Here is a 13009-nt window from a genome sequence, read left to right on the forward strand (position 1 = left end):
GGTACTGGAATAATAATGAATCCTCCTGTATTTATTGTTTTAAGCACTGCATAGCTCTTAACTGAACCGTATTGAGGACTAATCAGCGGTTTCTTTTGCAACTGTTCGGTCCAGTTGACAGAACGGCTCGTTTGCTGCCCCGTCGAGCTGCCGGTCGAGCGATTTTTTACCAGCACTTCCACTTCCCCGTACCGCTTAGAATATTTCTCGGCTGTCTCAAAATCGCCGGGGTTGAAGAGGACATGAGTTGACAGAGCACTGGCGATCGCAGCCCCTTTTTTATCCCCATAGAGATTATAGAGTTGATTGAGTGATTGAATGCCAACAATCGGCACGCCGCCAGCAGAACGATATTCGTTAGCCCACTGATCCATTCTGTCGAACTTGAGAGACGGAAACTCGTCTAAGCAGTACAAAAATGGGTCAGAACGTACCCGACTCAAATTAGACACCACACATAAGTGAATAGCAGCAGCTAACAGCGGCCCCACTACAGTGCGTCTTTGGTCATCTAATTTGAAAATAATGCACTTTTTCCCTTCTAAAGCAATTGGAATGGTGCTGCGACCAATAAATGCCCGCAACAAATCTTTTTGAATGAAACTGGAGTAGGTTGCCTCTGCGGTTGCCTTAATGCCCGCCACAGTTTTTTCAGCATCTTTTGAACTTAATAACTGCGAAAAACTAGAGGCAATCCACCTGTCCATTTTGAGGGGATGACCGTCGGGTCGGTGAACGGCGTGGTCGATGCGCTTGACCAAATCAGGCAGTTGAATAATTGCGTACACAAAAGCTAAATCCGGGTAAGGACTGCTTTTTGCCAACTGCACTAAACCCTTCGCCATCAACTCGCCTGCTTTCTCAAAAAACTCATTGCCTTTACTCTCCCCCGGACTAGCATTTCGAGCAATAACTTGTCCAATTTCTGCTGCCATTACTGCATCTTGTGCATCTCTCATAAAATCCAGAGGATTGATAGTGCCGCTGTAAGCTTCCCCTGGCGCAAACACTTGCACATCGTAGCCATAGCGCACTGCAAGGGGTGCAAGCACTTTCATCTGGTCTCCTTTTTTGTCGTAAATAATGGCAGGAAAACCTTGCTGGAATGCACTTTCAACCATCCGGTCAATGACGCTGAATGTTTTGCCAGAACCCGGAGCACCAATGACTAAAGTTCCGCGTTCTGCGTGGGGAAACCAAACCGTCGGATTTGCACCTAATAGCGTTTGCAATCGAGCACTCAATCCCTGACAACCTTTAAACCAATAACTCGGCGTACCGCTCCACAAAGTAACGGGCTGCCGTTTTTTTTCTTTCATTTGCTTGAGGGCAGAGCCTGTGGCTGCCAATTTTTCAGCCGTTCCGCAGAGCCGCCCGGAGGTAATTTTACCCTTCCCATTTCCAACTAATTTGGAAGCAATAAGTAAGCCTGCCATTAGCCCTAACATTGCCAGTCCCTCTGGCTTCATAAACTGACCCAACAACCCGCCAAAATCTATGCTAGTTAACGAACGTTTAGGAGGTTGAACTGCCATTGGTATCAAGGTAGCTTTGTTAATTTTAGGCAGAAATTGCAAATTGTTCATTTTTTTTAGCTCTTAAAAAAACTAAATGTTTCAGCTAGCGGCTATCGCCTCAAGGGGGAGACCATGACAAAAATAGGTAAACAATGGTAAGAAGCAATAACGCGAAATCTCCAAGTAAGACAGTACAGAATTCTAGTGGAAAGTCCAACACGCAAAAGAACAAGAGTGCTGATTATTACGAGATAGATCCGGAGCTATTCAACAGTGATTACAACCAAACTCGCAAGCCCTCTTTGCCCTATGGAATCGTGATTAACGATAACCCAGCAGGTATTTTGCTCCCGAACGACCAGCTTGTCAAAGCGGAATGGCACGTAATGCTTAATGTTGAGGAATTGACAACGGTCGAACTAAGCGAAGAAGTGACAGGCTTACTGCTCCCAAAAGCGAGAATGTTGGTATTAGCTTTTGTGCCTGAGTACATCCGCTACAAAGATATTGAAGAAAATGGAGAATTAGCAGGTACTTTTATTGGGCTTTACGACGAATATCGCGATTCCCTCGATAAAAAGACGCAGGAAGTGTGTTCCGAACACGCTCTCATCTTTCTAAATCCCAAAAACCGACCCCTGCATCAAGTACCGATTGTCGTCCGCTTCAAGAATGTAGCCCTCTGGAGCTTTAAGAGCGCTAGAGAAGAATTTTACCGCAATTTGGAACGGGCATTTGCTGATTGCTTTGGGAGAGATTACAGCGGTAAAAATGACAAGTGGCGCTCTTTGGGAGTGTTGAATGTCGAGTTTAGAGCTCTTAAAGAAGGGGAAGGCAAAAATAAATCGTTTTGCTGCAAAACTCACAGCATTACTCAGCCAACTGATGCTAATTTTCACAAGCTATTTCTCGGTCAAAAACCACAAAAGAAATTGATTTGGGGACTGCACAATAACATTGCTGGTTTCATTGAGGCTAGCGATGCCGGGTTGCCAGCTATAGCTGCTGGTGCCGAACCTGAAGTCCAGGCGTTGCCAGAAAGCGTAACTAACCGCAAAAATCGAGGTAAATTGTCACCCCCTCGCAAAATTGCACAAGTTGAAGGAGGAACAGACTCAGAATTAGAGGAATTAGATGAATTTTCCGAGGCTGCTGAGGTTGAAGTTGAGGTTGATTCAGCAGAAGGTTTTGACTTCGATGAACCCGCAGACTACTAAACACTAACTACTGAAAAGCTGGCTGTCAGCAAGTTGATAGGTAAGGCCGTCGTAGCAAAATTGAAGCTGGCGGCGGCCTTTTTTGGAAAGCTGATTCACTCCTAGACAAGGCAAGCCCTCGTGTGAGGAACTGTCAGCCTTAAACAAAGGAGTTTTCTGCGGTTTATGGGGGTCGAGATAAGCTGCAAATACTTCTGTTGGCATTTGACTTGAATCATTAGGAATTAAGTAGCCAACATAAAGGCAGCCTTGTGTGCCGCACAGAGTGGAATTATTGAAATCATAAAGGTTCAGCCGTCCTACCAAGCCATTAACTTGCCACACTAGCATTCTCTTAATTGCTTCCGCCGCTGCACTTTGCCCAGCCGCTACTTTGAGTTCTGGAAGGCTGCTGTGTTCCTTTACAATTAGGGTTAAAGTTTCTTTTGGAGTGACTCGCAAAGCTTGTTGCCAAGAAGCTGGTGCGGTTGTTGCTGAACTAGAATTCGTGCAAGCAACTGTCCCCAATAATAGCGACAGGGCGGTAAAAACTGTCAAACCAATGCGAAACCAGTAACCAAGTTGATTTAACCAAACCGGGGGGTTGACAATCTTTTGGGTGCCTGCTGTTTGTTGTTTAACTCTATTTTGTTTAACCATTTGTTACTCCACTCATACAAAATAAAAGAAAAAACAGGACAATAAATAAAGCAGAAGAAAAAGACAATAAAATAGAGCTTGTTTTGCTGAAGTAAGCTGTTGTCTGTCTAAATCTTAAAGTCAATTTTTATGACTTCCTTCGGGGAAGACTAAACGACTCTACAATTTATATCCTGAACAGCTTAGGAACAAGTCATATCTAATCAGTTGACATCGGAATTATTATCTCTCTCTTCTCTTTCTCTGTGTCCTCTGTGCCATCTGTGGTTTAATCATTTCAATACAACCGAAATTGATATCAATGCCATAAAATCAATGGTTTCAGCAATTAAAAACGTCCTGATTGCGGAGCAGGGTAAACGCATCTTGTCAATAACGAGGGGTTTTAGCACTGCGGACTCGGCTTTATTGTTGTTTATTGAGAACGGTTTTTCCACCTGTAGCGCTTTTGTCTCTACTCAAACGCTATATATGGGAATTTAGAAATTAGGTGCGTTTACCCTGGGTTGTAGAGAAGGTTGTTAGAGTTGTTAATAACTTGCTTTTCCACCTCCTCTTTCCCCTGGTTCAATGGGAGAGTGCAGCCGTGCCAAGAGTAACTGCTATCCCCAAACCGATTAGTAGCAAAAAAAATTGCTGCTTTCGCTTGTGAAAAAGTCGAATTAAAAACCACAATCCCACCAAAAAAGAGCTGAGGAAGGGCGCCACCTTAATACTCCCACTAGCATTTAAAGTAATGCCGGAGCCGACCGAGTTGCTGATGCCATTGCTGTCACCAGAATTAGCTTGGCAATTGTCGCTGGTATTGTGGTTATAAAGCTCTCGAACTTTTTCCCCGTACTGTTTGAGAGAGTAGCCGCCTAAAATGTTGGAATAGCTGGCATCAATTTTACTGCCAGAACCCCCAAAGTGTTTTTGCGCTACTCGCTCAATTAAGCGATCGCCCTTGAACACCTGGCCAGTTTTAGGGTCAATTTCCTGTTGGCTGCTGATTAAGTTCTCAGCTAGAGAATTTTGCAAGACTTTATCCTGAACAGCAGGAGGAAAATATTGGAAGAGTTCCTCTCTTGTAGGTTTTTGGCCTTTGTTGACGTTTAGGATAAAGTTAGCCCCCCCTGGAATTGAGCTGACAGCACGCTGCACGTCTTCCCGGTAACTCATCAACTGATAGCGACCGATCGCCCGCCCGCAGTTGCGAGATCCTTCGGTACAAACGATCTCGCCAATGGCTTCGTAGTCGGCACTGGCTGCATTTTCCAAATTGGTGATTCCTTCGGAAAGCTTTGCTAACGCCTCCCCTAATGAAGCTACATCCACACCGTTAACGTAAGTTGCGGGGCGCGCGCACTCTCGCTTGGATTCAGGTAGAGGCTGAGTTGGTAAAGGGTTTTCTTTAGCGTGATTTGAACTCAGCGGCTTTGAAGGTTTTGTTTCAGATGCGACGCCTTTTGAACGCGAAATACTGTTAGAAGAACCGCCCTCCAATCGACCGACAAACATAGGCGAATTAACGCTGTAACTGAGAAACGGAACCGGACCAATAATGTAAGGCGATTTGCCGCAGGGCAAACTAAACCTGAAGTACAGAGCCGTGTCAACAGTATCGCTGGTTTCTGACGGTTCCATTACCACTACTTTAAACACTTCCCCAAAAGGATGCCGGCCCGTCGGTTCCCAACCGCTCAAACAGCCAGAACCGCCTCGCACTTCCTGGTATTTGCCGCTAATCCACTGCTTGCCTTCTAGTAGTTCTGTGGCGTCGCGACCGGCGTTTTCCATGTCGTCGAATTCGATATAAGCGCAATCTTTCTCGCAGGCTACCGCGAATCCTTCTACATCAGAACCGGAAATTGTGTTATTGCGTTTGCTTTCGTACCGACTGTAAATCATGTCAATTCGCATGATTGTGCTGCCAATAGACGCAATAGGAACAGGAAAAGTAGAAAGCGGGACTTGACTCAGGAGTGGAATATTGCTGATGAGTTCCTCTGACCAGCCAGAGAACTGTTCTAAATTTACGCTATTAAGATTGGGAATTTGGGCTAGCGCAAACTCAGATAGGTCAATTTGGTTAAGTTTTGCCTGCGCTAGTTGCGGTACTTGTTTTACAGCTTGACCAATTGGCAATTGGCTGATGTTAGGGTTCACTCCGGCTATTTGAGAAGATAAAGAAGCAATTGGAGGAACATCGCTCAATTGAAATTGACCCAGATTCGGAACAATTTCAGCCAAGTGACCGACAGTTTGCTTACCAGCTAAGGGAAATGCTGACAAGCTGATATTCTCTAAATTCATATCCCCTAGTGCCAATTGTTCAATTGCTTGCAAAGACAGAATTTCAGGTTTTACATCGTTAATGTCCCCCAACTTTAAGATGTTGTCAACAGAAGTGCCGGCTTGCCAGCTTCGACCGCCTGAACTTCCAGAATTAGCAACGGCGGGGAGGGAACTAAAGGTAATCTGGTTCCAATCTGGCAGCAAAACTCTAGATTGTTCTTTTTCCCAAATTTTAGTAGGTAAGGAACTAGCGCTAGCAATTGATGGGAAGCTGAAGAAAGTAATCCAGATGAAAGCAAAAATTAGGCAGAGTGTACTGGCAGCTATTAAAGCCGAGCCTACCTGGCTTAATTTTATTAACTGCTTTGGACTGTTCATGGGAATCCTATTGATGTTAACTCAAATGCGGGTAAAAAAATCTGCTCTATTCTCTCTAGTTTGGAAAAACTTTAAATGGTTTTTAAAACATTACGAAAAATAGAGCAGTATTGCAGAAATTAGCCATCAGCTAAATCTCCCTCTCCCCCTCTCTCCCTTTCTCCCTTTCTCCCCCTCTTCCTCTCTCCCTCTCCATTTTAGGAATTACCCAAAAACCTGGTTTTTGGGTAATTCCGTCATTTTAGGTTGAGGATGAGAACGAGAAACTGTTTTTTTTAGGTTGATAGTGCGTCCTGGACTGCATTTCTCCATCTTCGCTTTTTTCTTTAATCAAGCTCCAGCTCAAGCTGTGGATTCGGGCGGACTGCTGAATCTGTCCAAGGAGTATCTGCTAGGTTGGACAAGTCATACACATTTTCTTGGTAACCGTTGTCAAAATTACCTTGGCGAACTTCTTTAGATGACGAGTAACCGACAGTCAAATCGGGTGCCGATTCGTAACCGGAGTTGTTATAGCCGAAATTAGGTTCAATCGAAGCATTGTGCATGATTTTTCTTAGTTTATGTGGTCAACAAGTCCAATTTAAATCGCATCGAGTTCCTGCAACTTCATTCCTGTGAGCGATTTCGTTCAGTAAAAATTACCCCCTCTAAATGGAGGGGGCAGCTTTATGAAGGTTGCCTAACGGCTCTCAGCACTAGGCAATTCTAGGAAGTCGAGAAAAATGTTTTTTAAGAGAGAGTAGGAACTAAAAGCTAAAGAATACCCATGCTTAAGAGAGGGGATATGATGCAGGTTGGGGTGCGTTCAAAGCTACCAAATTACTTCCGCATTTTTTATTAATTGTTCAATAACTCCAAGCAAATCACTTGGTTTGGTGCGAGAACACCTCCGAGTTTTATTACTTGCAGCTCTCCGGTTTCGTCGGGATATTGTGCTTTAACTTGGGCAATTGCTGCATCTAAACTAGATGCCTGAGCAATATACACCTTCTCAAGAGCACTTAGTACCCAAATAGGTTTGGGCCACTTATGTCGAGGTTGAAGAATTGAATAGTGAATCACTTGACCAGTGTACTGAACAATTTGCTCGATCACAGTTTCCGAACAAAACTCCCCCAATTCTGACTCAATACATTGTTTCAGTTCTTTCGCAGGAATCTGCTCAAAAACTGATTCTAAGTGCATTAATGCTGGTCTTGTCTGCTCTAATTGAGTGTGTTCCTGCACGACTAATGACTCTACGAAATGACTCACCTGGTTGATTATTGAGTCAAAATCTAGCTCCATCAATAAATGCCCTAAATACTCCCTTAACAAATTTCTTAGCTTTTCATCAGAGATATTGATACCGCAGGTTTTCAGATAAACTGAAGGTTTATTACCCAAATCCCGACCGCAGCCAACTTCTCCATTAGCTGCATCTTCTGCTTCTATCAGTTCCATCAAGCGCGGATAACTGGTTGTATCATCTATTGTGGATTGGGGCTGGGAGGGAATTGAGTTACTCATTTGTCTTTCCTTAATGTTTCAAAGTAATTAAGATTGTCGGGTTCTTCAGGATCTGGACCGCAGTCTAGCAGCCCCACTTTCAACTTTCTATAAAATACTAGCGCACCAGGCAGTGCGTGGAAGCCTATCCTTCCTTGGTATCCTAGTTCCTCACTACGAGCGATCGCAAAATCTATTAGAGTTCCACCTACTCCTTTATAAGTGGGAGGATTGCTTATAGCTGGTCGATTCCAGGGAGCCGTTGCTAAGGCTTTGACGTACACCAATCTTCGTCTCAATTGAGACTCAATATAGCAGCGTTTTTTTAAAATATCGATAGTCATTAAACCTTGAGTTATGCCATCACACTCAATGGCATATAGTTCATCTCCTGGTAAAAACTGAGTTCTATAGCTTTTACTAACCCAATTCCAGTATTCATCTTCTTCTCCACTCCCTCGAAGCGTTGGTTGCCACCGGGTTGTCGCATCTTCTAAATGCTTTTCAGTAACGGATGTCAGGATAGCATTAACTACCTGTCGATCTCGAACTCGAAGAAGCTGGATAGGGCGAGTCAATTGCCAAACCTAATTATTGTGACAACTACATTATATGTCATAATTTTTAAATCTCAATTCCAGCAATATTTTCCAACTCACCTCCCTCTAAAAATCTTTGTCAAAAGCTAATCGTACAGACGCTAACGCAGCCGTTTGTAAAAAGATTCCAGATGGCAAACCAGGCTGCGACCTTTTAGGCCGCACTTGGGATAGTCAAAACAACTGTTGCCCGCTCTAAAGTTGGCAACTATTTTCAATCAAAACCAGGGTTGGCTGGTTTTTTTAGACCAACCGCCATCCTTTATGTCTCTTACCTTATTCCTAAAGTTCAGGACTTAAATTGATTTACAAAAAACAGACTTATAACTCGTATACTTCCCAAATAAAACCCATCATCCTCAAGCTACCTAATGTCGAAAACTCCTTACAAATAGTTAAATTTTGTGCATTATTGACACAACGATATTCTTTCACTTTATTATAAACGGAACTAATTATGAAACCTAATCCACTAAAAGAGCAGAAACAATCAACTGCTATCCCAACTGTTTTGAGTCCAGACAAACTTAAAATAGTTCAGTTGCCAGTTACACTTAAAACTCCTTATCAACTGATCGATACTGCTTTCAATCTTGAAACAGCCCTTCAACCATTCCAACAAGCAAAAATCATCGGTATAGACTGCGAAACGACAGGGCTTGACCCCTACCAAGCCAAAATTAGATTGTTACAACTTGCCATTCCTGACCATCCAGTAATCATTGTAGATTTATGGGCCATTGAACCTAGTTCCCTCGAACCATTACGCTTGCTCTTAGCGAGTCCTGCACTCAAGGTAAGTCACAACCTCAAATTTGAATGGCAAATGCTCACTTTTGCCGGACTGGAACCATCCAAACCCTTTTTCGATACCTATTTGGCTTACCGAGTGCTGACGGCTGGACTAAAACGCCATTTGTCCCTAGATGCTGTCACTGAGAATTTGTTGAAAGTAAAGCTAGACAAAACGCAGCAAGTTAGCGATTGGTCGGGAAACTTAACACTCGCTCAACTCCAATATGCTGCTACCGATGCTGCAATTTTACTTCCGCTGGCTGCTGCTCTGCAACAAAAACTGAAAGCTTCTAAGCTTTGGAAAACTGCTTTACTAGAGTTTTCCTGTCTGCCTGCGGTGGCTTCTATGGAACTCAACGGAATGCTTTTAGATAGAGAACAGTGGAGAGTTTTGGGAGTGAAGCTCTGTCATCAACGCGACTCTCTTTTAAAACAAATTAATTCGCAACTCCATCGACCTAACCCTCACCAACAAATCTCTCTGCTGCCCGAATTTATGGATACAATTAATCCTCGCTCTCCCAAGCAAGTCTTAGCGGCTTTGCAAGAAAAAGGTATTCCTGTTACTTCCACTAGCTCTCAACATTTAATTCCTTTGCAAGGCGAGTATCCCGTTATTCAAGCACTGTTAGAATACCGCAGTTTATCGGCTCGTATCGATACTTTTACTCTGGGTTTACCTGAACGCATTCACCCGATTACAGGGCGCATTCATCCCAATTGGTTTCAGATTGGTGCTAGATCAGGACGGTTTAGTTGTCGAGAGCCAAATTTAACGAATATCCCCAGAGATAAGGAAACCCGACAGTGTTTTAAAGCTGTACCCGGTTACGTCCTGCTCAAAGCCGATTACAGCCAGATTGAACTGCGGATCATGGCGAAGGTTTCCGGCGATCGCACGATGGTGAAAGCTTACTCCAAAGGGGAAGATTTGCACTCTCTCACAGCTTCCTTGGTGCTAGCAAAACCTTTATCTAAAATTACTGTCGAAGACAGACAGCTCGGCAAAATTATTAACTTCGGTTTAATTTATGGCATGGGAGTTACGAAATTTAAGAATATGGCTCAAGCAGAGCATGGAGTCACTTTAACGCTGCAACAAGCTTCACACTTTCGTAAGAAGTTCTTTGAATCCTATACAGGTATCAAACAATTTCACGCCAAAGTTCGGAAGGCATGGAGCCGAGGTATCCGAGAAAGTCGCACAGTCTTAGGCAGAAGGAGATTATGGTCAAAAGATACTAAACCGCTGCTTAACGAAATGCTAAATAACCCAATTCAAGGGATGAGTGCTGACATTACTAAACTCGCTCTTGCTCTACTTTTTCTGCCTCTGAGCAGCACTGGTGGTAAACTGATTTGTGTCGTTCACGATGAAATTTTAATAGAGTGTCCTTTTGAAGAAGTGAGGCCAGTTAAAGCCTTGCTTAAAAAATGTATGGTGAGAGCAGGGAATAAGTTTCTCTCTCCGATTCCTTGCGAGGTAGAAATTAAGGTTATGGAAAGTTGGGGAGGGTGAGAGATTAACGGGGAAAGAATGGGGAATGGGAAGTAGGGAGAAACCGCACCGCAGGCATTGCTGTGAAAATTCCACTTCCTGACCACTCCCCATTCCCTACTCCCCTAACAGTCACCGCATAATTCCTCGCCCAACCTCTCACCCCTAAACAACGATTGTTGTGGTGCAAGTGAACAGTTGATTTCAAAACATAATGAATGTAATTCTCACTGTTAGTAACCAAGCCGCAAATATCGTTGGTAAGTTATCCAAATGCGCTATTGCCATGCTGCACCAAGCTGAATATAGCAATCCTAAATCATTATCAAGACTATGATACAATTATATGCAATACTTGATTGTGACCATAAAAAAATGGGCGTTGCATAATAGTGATATGAATTGAGGTTAAATCTAATGAAATGTCCTGAAGGTGGCTCCAGCCATATCCGTAAAAATGGCAAGATGAGAGGGAAGCTCTCATCATATTTGTGTCGATTGTCATCGTCAGTTTATTGATGTTTACACAATCTCCAAAGGATACTCAGATGAAATTAAAGCGCAATGTTTGAAAATGTATGTCAACGGCATGGGATTTCGAGGTATTGAGCGCGTCACAGGAGTCCATCACACCACCGTCATTAATTGGGTCAGACAAGTAGGAGAACGCCTACCGTCCGCCTATGACGAGCGAGACCACTCCAGAAGTGGGGGAGTTGGATGAACTAGAAACTTTTGTAGGGCAAAAAAAAAATCTGGTTGTGGACAGCAGTAGACCAATTTAAGCCAGGAATCTTAGAGTGGGTTTTGGGCGACCGAGCGTGCGAAGACCTTTGCCCCCTTGTGGGAGCTTGTAGCAACATGGAATTGTTATTTTTATGTCACGGACGGCTGGCCAGTCTATCCAGGATTTATCCCAGATGGAGATCAGATCCCACCGCAAGACTTACATGACCAGGGTAGAAGGTGAAAACACACGGTTACGACATTACGCAAGCCCGACTGCATCGCAAGACACTTTGTTATTCACTCGTCAGAGAAAATGCTGAGACACTCGATCAGATTGTTGCTACACTACCTCAAGTTCTGGGATGTGCCAATTCCTCAATGATTCATGGCATCATTCAGCAACGCCTACCTTGTCGTTGCAATCCCCAACTTTTTTCCACTCTCGCGTCCAATAAACCAGTCTGCGAAACAGTCCTACATTTCACCACTTAATATCTGCCAGTTAAACGTCAATTTAAGGATGCAGTTGCGACTTAAATGTCAACTGCTTGAGTTCTTCTTGATTCCAGTTGCCGAACTTGGCGGCAGCTTCGTAGGTGCTTTGCAAGAACTCTAACAACATCTGATCCGGTAATTCTGCCTCGCGAACAGCGTCATAGGGCAAAATAAACTCGCCCAATTCTTGACTGTAAAATGCAGCATCGGGACGAATCGTAGCCTGCTTAAACCCATCGGGTTCTGGGTACGTATAGGAATAAAACGCTGGGTATGATAATCCGGCTCCGGGCCAAAATCCGGCACTACTGACTTCCTGGGAATAGGCTTCCTGCGCCACTGCATCCGGTAGATTTGGCACCCCTCCCGGATGCTCAGGAGCCGATCGCCCCGAAAAGCGAGTCACTGCTAAATCAAAACTCCCCCAGAAAAAATGAACCGGACTAACCTTGCCAGAAAAATGTGAGCGAAATTCTCGAAAGACGCGATCAGACTGTAGCAGCACTCGCCAGCATCGATTGGCATAGTCTGCATCATAAGCAGCATGGGTTTCATCCTGCTCAAATCGAATCGGATCTGGAACTTCATTCGGTTTGGTGTTGATGGTGATGTGAAGATCTAATTCTCTCAGAGTTTCCATCACAGTCTGATAAAAATCAGCAACAGAGCGAGGGTAGAGGGCGATCGCCCGTCTTGCCCCTTCACTGGTTTGAATCAGCAACTCATGATCAATGAAATCAAAGTCGATTTGAAAGATGCGGCTGCCATAGGGAATCGTGGAAGTGGTCAGTCCCCGAACGGTTAGATAGAGGGGAATATGCCAGGAATGATTAATCCACGGAGTTTGGGCCAATCGGATTTTGCCGATGATTTGAGTCCACATGTGCAAGGTGGCATAGGTCTCTTGCCATGTGTCCAGGGGTAAACTCGGCCAAATATCTGTTAGGGCAGGCTGATTTGACATCATGGTTTCCTCGCGAGTAGAAAAGGGGCGCGCGCTCAATAGTTCTTCTGTTGTTCGTCGGTAAAACACCACAGCCATTGTTCTCCCAATTCGGCTGAACTAATCACCGCATGTCCACTTTCTTCGTAATGGCGGCGAGCGTGTTGATTTTTAGACGAGTCGCAGCACAGCATTTTGCCGCAGGTTTGACAAATTCTCAAGTGAACCCAGCGATCGCCAACTCGCAGGCATTCCTCACAGCGGAATACCGGGTAATTGGCTTTTGAAATCATATCCTCTAGCGTCAGTTCGTTCAGGTGTTGACAAGACATGGAAGATTCCTGTGAATGTGCAAGATATAGTCATTTCAAATAAATGTGAGACAGAGGTAAGATCATGATAAAATCGATAAAAATAGTTAATTAGAAAAA

Annotated in this window: 10 protein-coding genes and 1 pseudogene; 3 read left to right on the forward strand and 8 right to left on the reverse strand. The window is 44.0% G+C overall.

Going from position 1 to position 13009, the window contains the following annotated elements:
- Positions 1-1586 (reverse strand): type IV secretion system DNA-binding domain-containing protein (locus QUA57_RS26740; protein WP_333064740.1); only part of this gene is annotated, 1586 nt, incomplete at its 3' end.
- A gap of 83 nt (positions 1587-1669) precedes the next feature.
- Here QUA57_RS26740 and QUA57_RS26745 point away from each other — a divergent pair.
- The gene (locus QUA57_RS26745) at positions 1670-2734 is read left to right on the forward strand and encodes a DUF5895 domain-containing protein (protein ID WP_333064743.1); all 1065 of its coding nucleotides are present in this window, start codon (positions 1670-1672) and stop codon (positions 2732-2734) included.
- A gap of 3 nt (positions 2735-2737) precedes the next feature.
- On the opposite strand, the gene QUA57_RS26750 is transcribed toward QUA57_RS26745, so the two are convergent.
- The 5 genes from QUA57_RS26750 to QUA57_RS26770 form a co-directional block, all read right to left on the reverse strand.
- Positions 2738-3373 carry a hypothetical protein gene (locus QUA57_RS26750; RefSeq protein WP_333064745.1) on the reverse strand — a complete coding sequence of 212 codons (636 nt, stop codon included), beginning with the start codon at positions 3371-3373 and terminating at the stop codon, positions 2738-2740.
- 567 nt (positions 3374-3940) lie between these two features.
- Positions 3941-6028 (reverse strand): hypothetical protein, encoded by a 2088-nt coding sequence (locus tag QUA57_RS26755; protein WP_333064746.1) that lies wholly within the window; start codon positions 6026-6028, stop codon positions 3941-3943.
- Between the two features lie 326 nt (positions 6029-6354).
- A complete protein-coding gene (locus tag QUA57_RS26760) occupies positions 6355-6576 on the reverse strand; it encodes a hypothetical protein (protein ID WP_333064747.1) in 222 nt (73 codons plus the stop codon).
- Positions 6577-6868: 292 nt separating this feature from the next.
- Positions 6869-7540, reverse strand: coding sequence for a hypothetical protein (locus QUA57_RS26765; protein ID WP_333064748.1), 672 nt, complete (start codon positions 7538-7540; stop codon positions 6869-6871).
- Positions 7537-8097 (reverse strand): hypothetical protein, encoded by a 561-nt coding sequence (locus tag QUA57_RS26770; RefSeq protein ID WP_333064749.1) that lies wholly within the window; start codon positions 8095-8097, stop codon positions 7537-7539. The genes QUA57_RS26765 and QUA57_RS26770 overlap by 4 nt, the downstream gene beginning before the upstream one ends.
- Positions 8098-8575: 478 nt before the next feature.
- Here QUA57_RS26770 and QUA57_RS26775 point away from each other — a divergent pair, with 478 nt between their 5' ends.
- Positions 8576-10432: a bifunctional 3'-5' exonuclease/DNA polymerase gene (locus tag QUA57_RS26775; RefSeq protein ID WP_333064750.1), complete on the forward strand. Its 1857-nt coding sequence runs from the start codon at positions 8576-8578 to the stop codon at positions 10430-10432.
- A 396-nt stretch (positions 10433-10828) separates the two neighbouring features.
- Positions 10829-11522 (forward strand): annotated as a pseudogene (locus QUA57_RS26780) (IS1 family transposase).
- A 132-nt stretch (positions 11523-11654) separates the two neighbouring features.
- Here the strand turns inward: QUA57_RS26780 and QUA57_RS26785 are convergent.
- Both QUA57_RS26785 and QUA57_RS26790 read right to left on the reverse strand, forming a co-directional pair.
- Complete coding sequence (locus QUA57_RS26785) at positions 11655-12602, reverse strand: DUF5996 family protein (protein WP_333064751.1); 948 nt, start codon at positions 12600-12602, stop codon at positions 11655-11657.
- Between the two features lie 32 nt (positions 12603-12634).
- Positions 12635-12910: a UBP-type zinc finger domain-containing protein gene (locus QUA57_RS26790; RefSeq protein ID WP_333064752.1), complete on the reverse strand. Its 276-nt coding sequence runs from the start codon at positions 12908-12910 to the stop codon at positions 12635-12637.
- Positions 12911-13009 lie beyond the last annotated feature (99 nt).

This window comes from Microcoleus sp. Pol7_B2 (genome assembly GCF_036701035.1).
Classification (GTDB): Bacteria; Cyanobacteriota; Cyanobacteriia; order Cyanobacteriales; family Microcoleaceae; genus Microcoleus.

Bases quoted from the DNA above. Each gene is read 5' to 3' on its own strand.
- QUA57_RS26745 (WP_333064743.1), top strand. From the start codon at position 1,670: ATGGTAAGAAGCAATAACGCGAAATCTCCAAGTAAGACAGTACAGAAT.
- QUA57_RS26750 (WP_333064745.1), bottom strand. From the start codon at position 3,373: ATGGTTAAACAAAATAGAGTTAAACAACAAACAGCAGGCACCCAAAAG.
- QUA57_RS26755 (WP_333064746.1), bottom strand. From the start codon at position 6,028: ATGAACAGTCCAAAGCAGTTAATAAAATTAAGCCAGGTAGGCTCGGCT.
- QUA57_RS26760 (WP_333064747.1), bottom strand. From the start codon at position 6,576: ATGCACAATGCTTCGATTGAACCTAATTTCGGCTATAACAACTCCGGT.
- QUA57_RS26765 (WP_333064748.1), bottom strand. From the start codon at position 7,540: ATGAGTAACTCAATTCCCTCCCAGCCCCAATCCACAATAGATGATACA.
- QUA57_RS26775 (WP_333064750.1), top strand. From the start codon at position 8,576: ATGAAACCTAATCCACTAAAAGAGCAGAAACAATCAACTGCTATCCCA.
- QUA57_RS26785 (WP_333064751.1), bottom strand. From the start codon at position 12,602: ATGATGTCAAATCAGCCTGCCCTAACAGATATTTGGCCGAGTTTACCC.
- QUA57_RS26790 (WP_333064752.1), bottom strand. From the start codon at position 12,910: ATGTCTTGTCAACACCTGAACGAACTGACGCTAGAGGATATGATTTCA.